The following is a 7197-nucleotide window of genomic DNA, read 5'->3' as shown; positions in this document are numbered from 1 at the left end:
CAACGGAAAAACTTTGGGGTTCCCACTTTTCACAACTGATAAAAAAATTCCACCCACATCTGCGGAATGTGGGTTCCAAATCGTCTAATTTTTTGTTCCAAATTTCGCGGAACAGCCAAGGCAACATAACTAATATAACTGCTACCGCAATTACCCCTCCCAAACTTAACTTTACTAGGTAATCTGCAAAGCTCATGTTAATAGCATCGCCAACAATGAATGTCGCCGGGTCGCCCACGATTGTCAGCAGTCCCGAACTGTTAGCCACAAATACCATTAAAATCAGTAACGGCACAAAATCTACACCAACTTCTTCTGCCATTGGCGGAATTAATGGTGCTAGCAGCATGACAGTCGTGGCATTGGGCAAAACTGCACAAAGTGGCGTAGTAATCGCGACAATACCCAGCAAGAGATTTTTGCCTTTGCCTTTTGCCAAAAGCACCATTTGAGTTGCCAAGTAGTCGAATACTTTGGTAGGCTCAAAGGCTCTCACCATTACCATGACTCCGAAGAATAAGCCTAGGGTGGCGTGACTTCGACCGATATATTCGATCGCGTTGTTTAACGTCATCACGTGGGTAAAAACCAGAATCACCGCTCCCAGAAATGCCGCAACTGTGAGGTGTATCCATTCTGTAATTATTAAGAAAACTACACATATAAATGTTGTTGCAGCGATCGCAGCTTGCAGGTTTTCCATTTAGTCCCCTGAAAAAATTAAAAATTAAAATTAAAAACTATTAGTCTGAGGAACTTTACTACTTAATGGCTCTTCTGTCAATAGGTTGAACGGCTGATTATCGGAGCAACAAGCTGGGATCGACCCCTAGAGAGAGATCCGCCAGAGGGAAAAATTTACATCAAAACTACTTCTTTTGGGAGGGTCGCGATCGCCAAAAGTTTGGTATGGCGATCGGGCGATCGCTCAACTACAATGAAGCATGGGCAATCTCTGCCAAACTCAACCCCCACGCAGACATCATGGACTACAGCCAAGTGCTCGCCGACAAAACCGATATTATCGTCAAAAACTGGATTGAAGCAGTTCGTCAGGATCGGAAAATTGAAAGCGCTGACGCCTTACCGCACTCAGCAATCGAAAATCACATACCTCACCTGCTGGAGGCGATGGCCACAGTGCTTTCCCAATATCAACACAGCGAAATAAAACTAATAATTGAAGCCAGTTTAGATCACGGATTTCTCAGAGCCGAACAAGGCTACGACGCCGCAGAAGTAGCCCGGGAATACCACTTATTGCGTCAAGTAATATTCTCGCAGTTAGAATCAGAATTGCTAGCAGGAACCACCGCCGACGTATTCAGAGCTTTTAGGCTGATAGATGCCGTAGTAGACGAAGCAATTGCCCAGTGTTTCAACAGCTATGTCGCTCAGAGGCTGCGGGAACTTCAACAAATTCAAACTCAATTACAGCTCACCAATCAAGAACTCGCTCGCCTCGTCAGCGTCAATAAAGAAAACGTCTACCATTTAGCTCACGAACTCAAAACTCCTCTCAACTCGATTATTGGTTATTCCGAACTGTTTTTGCGCCAAGAAAAATGGCAATCTGAAATCAAAGATACCCTCCCCGGCATCGAACACATCGAGCGAGTATTACGCAACGGCAGACAGTTGCTTCGCATGATTAATGACACACTAGAACTTTCTCGCGCCGAGGCCGGAAAAATTAAACTTAACCTGCGGCCCACTAATGTACAATCTGTAATTAACACCGTAGTAGAAATGATGCAGCCAATTGCTGATGCTAAAGGATTAAAGCTCGCTGTTACCAGCGACGGCGCCCCCACACAAGTAATCGCCGACGGACAGCGGCTGCAACAAATTCTGATCAACCTGGTGAGCAATGCCATTCGCTATACAGAATCTGGTAGCATTGAATTAAGTTGCCACCCTGCTGGAGAAGGAAATTGGGCGATCGCAATTACAGATACCGGCATTGGCATCGCCCCCGAAGATACAAAGCGCATCTTTGACCCCTTCTTTCAAGCAGGAGAAGCAGGCAAACAGCTCTTTCCCACCGAAAGCACTGGCCTGGGATTAGCAATAGTATCGCGGCTCGTCTCGCTGCTGCAAGGCAAAATCGAGCTAGTATCAGAAATAGGAGTCGGCTCAACTTTTACCGTGATTCTGCCGCAAGAAGTTAAAGTCCTCCAAGAAGTAATTTAAAAGTTAAGAATTGTGAGTTATACATCCCAGTTCTTAATTCACAACTCATAACTCTTAACCCATAAATCCGCAATTGCTTTAGTTATCATACTGTCGCTATTGCACCGCAGCTACTTTGAAGTATGAGCAAACACCGGTTTGCTATCTTCTAAACAAGCCATCTACAAGAGACGATATCGAACTAACTAACCAGATAAAAGCGCTTGCCAGGAAAATGTTCTCTCGAAGTTCTCTTTTATCGATCCTGTAACTCGATCCGCGTCCCCCTCTACCTGCCCCGTCGCGCTCTAAGTCATAAATGACCTTTTCTGCGTACCATCTCTCTGACTTTCCGGGATACCTTTCTCTAGCATTATTCAGCAGTCGTTTGGCTAAAGCTTTGTTTCCTTTGACAGCTTGCAACAAGTGTCTATCTATCCCTTCTGTGTCCTGGGAATCGCGCCATATAAAAAAAGCGATAATAGCAATTGCTACTAACAGACTTATTGTTAGTATGGGTTTCACAGCTTATTTATCTATTAAACTACCCTATTATTCTATTTTAGAATTTGATTTGGTGACAAGATGCCACCCCGATAATATACAATTTTTAACATTTTTGGTCCCGGAGAGCTTTATAATAGTAAATCGTACTGTATCGTACTGTACGAAAAACTCTTGGTCAGAAACGCGATCACATCCTACTGGTAGTATAATAAGTATATCAAAGCCTCTTTAACAGAACATTATTTCGATGTCCGCCCTCTACGCAACCCCTACCGTGACAGCCTTTCCCCTAACAGCCGTTGTTGGACAAGAAGCAATCAAACTAGCCCTACTTTTAGCAGCAGTCGATCCCGGATTGGGAGGAGTTGCGATCGCAGGTCGCCGCGGCACCGCCAAATCAGTCATGGCCCGCGCCTTGCATTCCTTATTGCCGCCAATTGAAATTATCAAAGACTCTTTTTGCAACGCCGATGCTGAAGAAGTTATTGTGGAACAGGCATCTTGCTTGTTAGCCGAAAATAGCGAGCCAGATGCCCACACCACAAATACTAATCTCACCACCGAAATTATTCCCACACCCTTCATCCAAATTCCTTTGGGTGTCACGGAAGACAGACTCTTAGGTTCTGTCGATGTCGAACAATCAGTAAAATTCGGTCAAACCGTATTTCAACCAGGACTCTTGGCCCAAGCAAATCGAGGCGTACTTTATGTAGACGAAATTAACCTCCTTGATGACAATATTTCCAACCAATTGCTAACAGTATTAACCGAAGGACGCAACCAAATAGAGCGCGAAGGCATTAGCTTCCAACACCCCTGCAAACCTTTATTTATCGCCACCTACAACCCCGAAGAAGGGCCGCTGAGAGAACATTTGCTCGATCGCATCGCGATCGTACTTTCAGCCGACGCAGCACTCCAACTAGAAGAAAGAGTCTATGCAGTAGAACAAGCTTTATCCTACTCCAGCTCCCCCCAAGACTTTCTCAATCAATACGCCGAAGACACCGACAACCTCAAAACCCAAATCATTCTAGCCAGAGAATGGCTCAAAGATGTCAGCATTAAACGCGAACAAATTGCCTACCTAGTAGAAGAAGCCATCCGGGGTGGCGTTCAAGGACACCGCGCCGAAATATTCGCAGTCCGCGTCGCCAAAGCCGCCGCCGCCATCGAAGGACGCACAGAAGTTAACGCCGAAGACCTGCGCCGCGCCGTAGAATTAGTCATCGTACCCCGCGCCACCATCATCCAAACTCCCCCAGACGAAAACTCTCCTCCTCCTCCCCCCCCACCGCCACCCCAAAAGCAGTCAGAACAAGAACAAGACGAACCAGAAAACCCGCAAGAAGACGAAGAAGACCAAGAGGATGAAGACAACCCGGAACCTGAAGAAGAACCCGAAAAAGATACCATTCCCGAAGAATTTCTCTTCGACCCCGAAGGCGTAATTCTCGACCCCAGCGTGCTTTTCTTCGCCCAAGCCGCCAACCGTCAAGGCAAATCGGGCAGTAGAAGCACCATTTTCTCCGAAGATAGAGGTCGTTACGTCAAGCCAGTCTTACCCAAAGGCCCCGTCCGCCGCATCGCCGTTGACGCCACCCTCAGAGCCGCCGCACCCTACCAAAAAGCCCGCCGCGACAGGAATTCAGACCAGGAATCCACCGCCGGCTCAATCACAAATCGAGAGAAGCGTGTATTTGTCGAACAGGGAGATATTCGGGCGAAGCGCTTGGCCAGAAAAGCTGGAGCTTTAGTCGTATTTGTCGTCGATGCTTCCGGTTCGATGGCCCTCAACCGGATGCAGTCGGCCAAAGGTGCAGTCATGCAGCTACTCACAGAAGCTTATCAAAGCCGCGACCAAGTTGCTCTGATTCCCTTTCGCGGAGAACAAGCAGAAGTGCTGCTACCGCCGACTCGCTCGATAGCCTTGGCCCGTAAGCGTTTGGAACGGTTGCCCTGCGGCGGCGGTTCCCCCCTGGCCCACGGTTTGACTCAAGCAGTGCGGGTGGGAGTCAACGCGCGTCAGTCTGGAGATATCGGTCAAGTTGCGATTGTCGCCATTACTGACGGACGCGGTAATATTCCTTTGGCTCGTTCTTTGGGGGAACCGATTGTAGATGGAGAAAAGCCTGATATTAAAAAGGAATTGTTAGAAATTGCTGCCAAAATTCGTGGGTTGGGAATGCAGTTGCTGGTGATTGATACCGAGAGCAAGTTTATTTCGACTGGCTTTGCGAAGGAATTGGCCAAGACTTCTGGAGGGAAATATTATCACTTGCCGAAAGCTACCGAACAGTCGATCGCAGCTATGACTAAAAATGCTCTGCGCGACGCGATCGGCTAAAATCCTGATACCCGCATTTATCTGGGGTTAAAAATCCAAAAATTAGACTTTTAGCCAAAAGTCTAATTTTTAACTCTCACTCTCCGGCGACTCACCGCCAACGAACCCGCAACTAAACCCAACCCTACCACCGTCGAAGGCTCAGGAATTCTTACTGGCAGGGGCACGGGGTTTCCCGTCCCCCTGCTCGGGATTGAAGAAGTTGTAACTTGGGGGAGTTGACCACTATTCTGGGCCAGCAGCAAATATTCTGATCCCTGCCCTGAAGTAGCGGTATAAACAGCTCGGACATTAGCTGCAACGGCAGCTTGGCCACCGGAAATAACGGCCGCGGCAGCCAATAAAATCCCGGCTGTAGGGGGCAATAATTTGCGATCGAAAAAGGTGGACATGGGACATTACCTATTTAGCAGTTTGTCGATAGAACTCGATCTATTCATTAATTTTATGGGTATCCTCTGTGTGAGCTACCTTAGCAATTAACGGAACCGATTTTAGATTTTAGATTTTAGATTTTAGATTTTATATTTTAGATTATTCAAGTTTCTGGTCCCTAGTTTCAACTAAGTGGCAAATCAAAAACCTAAAATCAACTGTGGCCCCTGCCTCTAGCATATACTCCTTAATCCCCAATCGTAAATCCCCCCTCCAAAATTGATCGACTTTAAGGTAGCCCCTGGCCACAGATAGCGTCGGCCATGTAACCTCAATTATAGCTTTGCCGCAACGCGCAACGGTGCGAGACAGCGACACGGCACAGACCTGTACGCAGTCGATTATAAACAATCGATCCCAGCTTCGGAGTGATTTCACCCCCGTTCTTTATCAAATCTTTAAACTCTTTCAGGTTTTGCAAACACAGTGTAAAGCTGTCAAAATGATAGATAGCAATTCTCAGCCAAAATTAGGTAAATCCTCGTGAGTAACACTAGCAATTTCCGCGAAGCCGTGCGCGAGGCCAAAAACCACGCGCTAGTAGGCCCGAACGTCATCTCCAACGCTCTCCCCTTCGTGGGCGGCGGACTTGTCTTAACTGCTGTCGGCACCTACGGGGGCCTGGGAGTGATCCGCAACTATCCCGGGATCTTCTTTCCCACATTCATTGCCGCGATCGTCCTACAATTAATTCTGTTCTTTGTCGCCCGCGGCGCTGCCGAACAAAACAACAAAAATACCGCTTTGCCTCTGCTGGCAACCTACAGCTTGCTTACAGGCTACACCCTCAGCGGATTGGTGTCTATAGCCCTCAGAAGCGAAGGCGTCGGCATCGCCGGTATTGGTTTTGCTGCACTTGGATGTGGCATTACTTTTATCGCCGCCCGCCAAATTGGCTCCAACCTTTCTGAACAAGACGGCATGGCCCTCACCAAAACTATCAGTTTAGGTGTGATTGCTTTGTTAGTCGTCGTTGGCGGTCAGTTTCTGCTCTCTCTATTTGGCGTCTACACCCCAACTTGGTTGGAAATTGGCATTTCTGGCATCGGCGTGTTTATATTTGCCGGTGCTGCGATCGTCGATTTTTACATATTACCCCGCAGCTACCGCGACGATCAGTATTTGCCCGCTGCTCTGTCGATGTACTTGACCTACATCAACTTGTTCATTTTCATTCTGCGCCTACTGATTGCTCTCAACGGCCGGGATTAATTGAAACTTTAGCTTAAAAAAACCGCGGCTCGATCGACATCGGGTCGCGGTTTTTGATTAAGATTTGCAACCAAGATAGTCGTCATCCCGTCCTCTTGCTATTATCAACAAAACTTATATCATATCCGGTGCAGGCATGAGGTATAATTTTACTTTTTAATCACTCAATCAAAGGTCTTGTTATCTAATTCTGTCGATCGCGATTTCAATATTAATCACAAATTAATTGGGGAAAACTCATGTACTTAAAATATGAAGATATCAGGAGAGTCAGCGTAGAAATTACCTCCAGGTGCAATGCAGCTTGCCCGCAGTGTCCCCGCACCGGCAACCCGATTTTGCCGGGGGCGGAATTAAAGATGGAGGATATTGAGAGAATTTTTCCCAAAGAGTTTTGCTCTCAGTTGGATTTTGTTTATATGTGCGGCAACTACGGCGATGCTATGACTAGTACACCTCGGCGTAAATACACAGACTATTAGACAGCCAAGACTTTACCCTTATATGTCCACTTAAAAGGT

The 7197-nt window shown here is 47.0% G+C and carries 6 protein-coding genes; 4 read left to right on the top strand and 2 right to left on the bottom strand.

Annotated elements, in window-relative coordinates; genetic code table 11:
• A partial coding sequence (locus QUA04_RS28170) for an SLC13 family permease (RefSeq protein ID WP_333263664.1) occupies positions 1-703 on the bottom strand: 703 nt, incomplete at its 3' end.
• 206 nt (positions 704-909) lie between these two features.
• Between QUA04_RS28170 and QUA04_RS28165 the strand changes: the two genes are divergently transcribed.
• Together QUA04_RS28165 and bchD are read left to right on the top strand one after the other, a co-directional pair.
• Positions 910-2193, top strand: coding sequence for a HAMP domain-containing sensor histidine kinase (locus QUA04_RS28165; protein WP_333263661.1), 1284 nt, complete (start codon positions 910-912; stop codon positions 2191-2193).
• 733 nt (positions 2194-2926) lie between these two features.
• The gene (gene bchD, locus QUA04_RS28160; protein WP_333263658.1) at positions 2927-5029 is read left to right on the top strand and encodes a magnesium chelatase ATPase subunit D; all 2103 of its coding nucleotides are present in this window, start codon (positions 2927-2929) and stop codon (positions 5027-5029) included.
• A 62-nt stretch (positions 5030-5091) separates the two neighbouring features.
• On the opposite strand, the gene QUA04_RS28155 is transcribed toward bchD, so the two are convergent.
• Positions 5092-5421, bottom strand: a complete 330-nt coding sequence (locus QUA04_RS28155; protein ID WP_333263655.1) for a PEP-CTERM sorting domain-containing protein — start codon at positions 5419-5421, stop codon at positions 5092-5094.
• A gap of 526 nt (positions 5422-5947) precedes the next feature.
• On the opposite strand from QUA04_RS28155, the gene QUA04_RS28150 reads away from it, so the two are divergent.
• On the top strand, positions 5948-6676 hold the full coding sequence (locus QUA04_RS28150; protein WP_333055722.1) for a Bax inhibitor-1 family protein: 729 nt from the start codon (positions 5948-5950) through the stop codon (positions 6674-6676).
• 239 nt (positions 6677-6915) lie between these two features.
• Positions 6916-7158 (top strand): hypothetical protein, encoded by a 243-nt coding sequence (locus tag QUA04_RS28145; RefSeq protein ID WP_333263652.1) that lies wholly within the window; start codon positions 6916-6918, stop codon positions 7156-7158.
• Positions 7159-7197 lie beyond the last annotated feature (39 nt).

It is taken from the genome of Microcoleus sp. S13_C5 (genome assembly GCF_036700845.1).
GTDB lineage: Bacteria > Cyanobacteriota > Cyanobacteriia > Cyanobacteriales > Microcoleaceae > Microcoleus.
The sequence above is the reverse complement of the archived record's forward strand: the minus strand, read 5'-3'. Positions and strand labels throughout refer to the sequence as shown.

Excerpts from the sequence above, each read along its gene's own strand:
- QUA04_RS28165 (WP_333263661.1), top strand. The coding sequence starts at position 910 with ATGGCGATCGGGCGATCGCTCAACTACAATGAAGCATGGGCAATCTCT.
- bchD (WP_333263658.1), top strand. The coding sequence starts at position 2,927 with ATGTCCGCCCTCTACGCAACCCCTACCGTGACAGCCTTTCCCCTAACA.
- QUA04_RS28155 (WP_333263655.1), bottom strand. The coding sequence starts at position 5,421 with ATGTCCACCTTTTTCGATCGCAAATTATTGCCCCCTACAGCCGGGATT.
- QUA04_RS28145 (WP_333263652.1), top strand. The coding sequence starts at position 6,916 with ATGTACTTAAAATATGAAGATATCAGGAGAGTCAGCGTAGAAATTACC.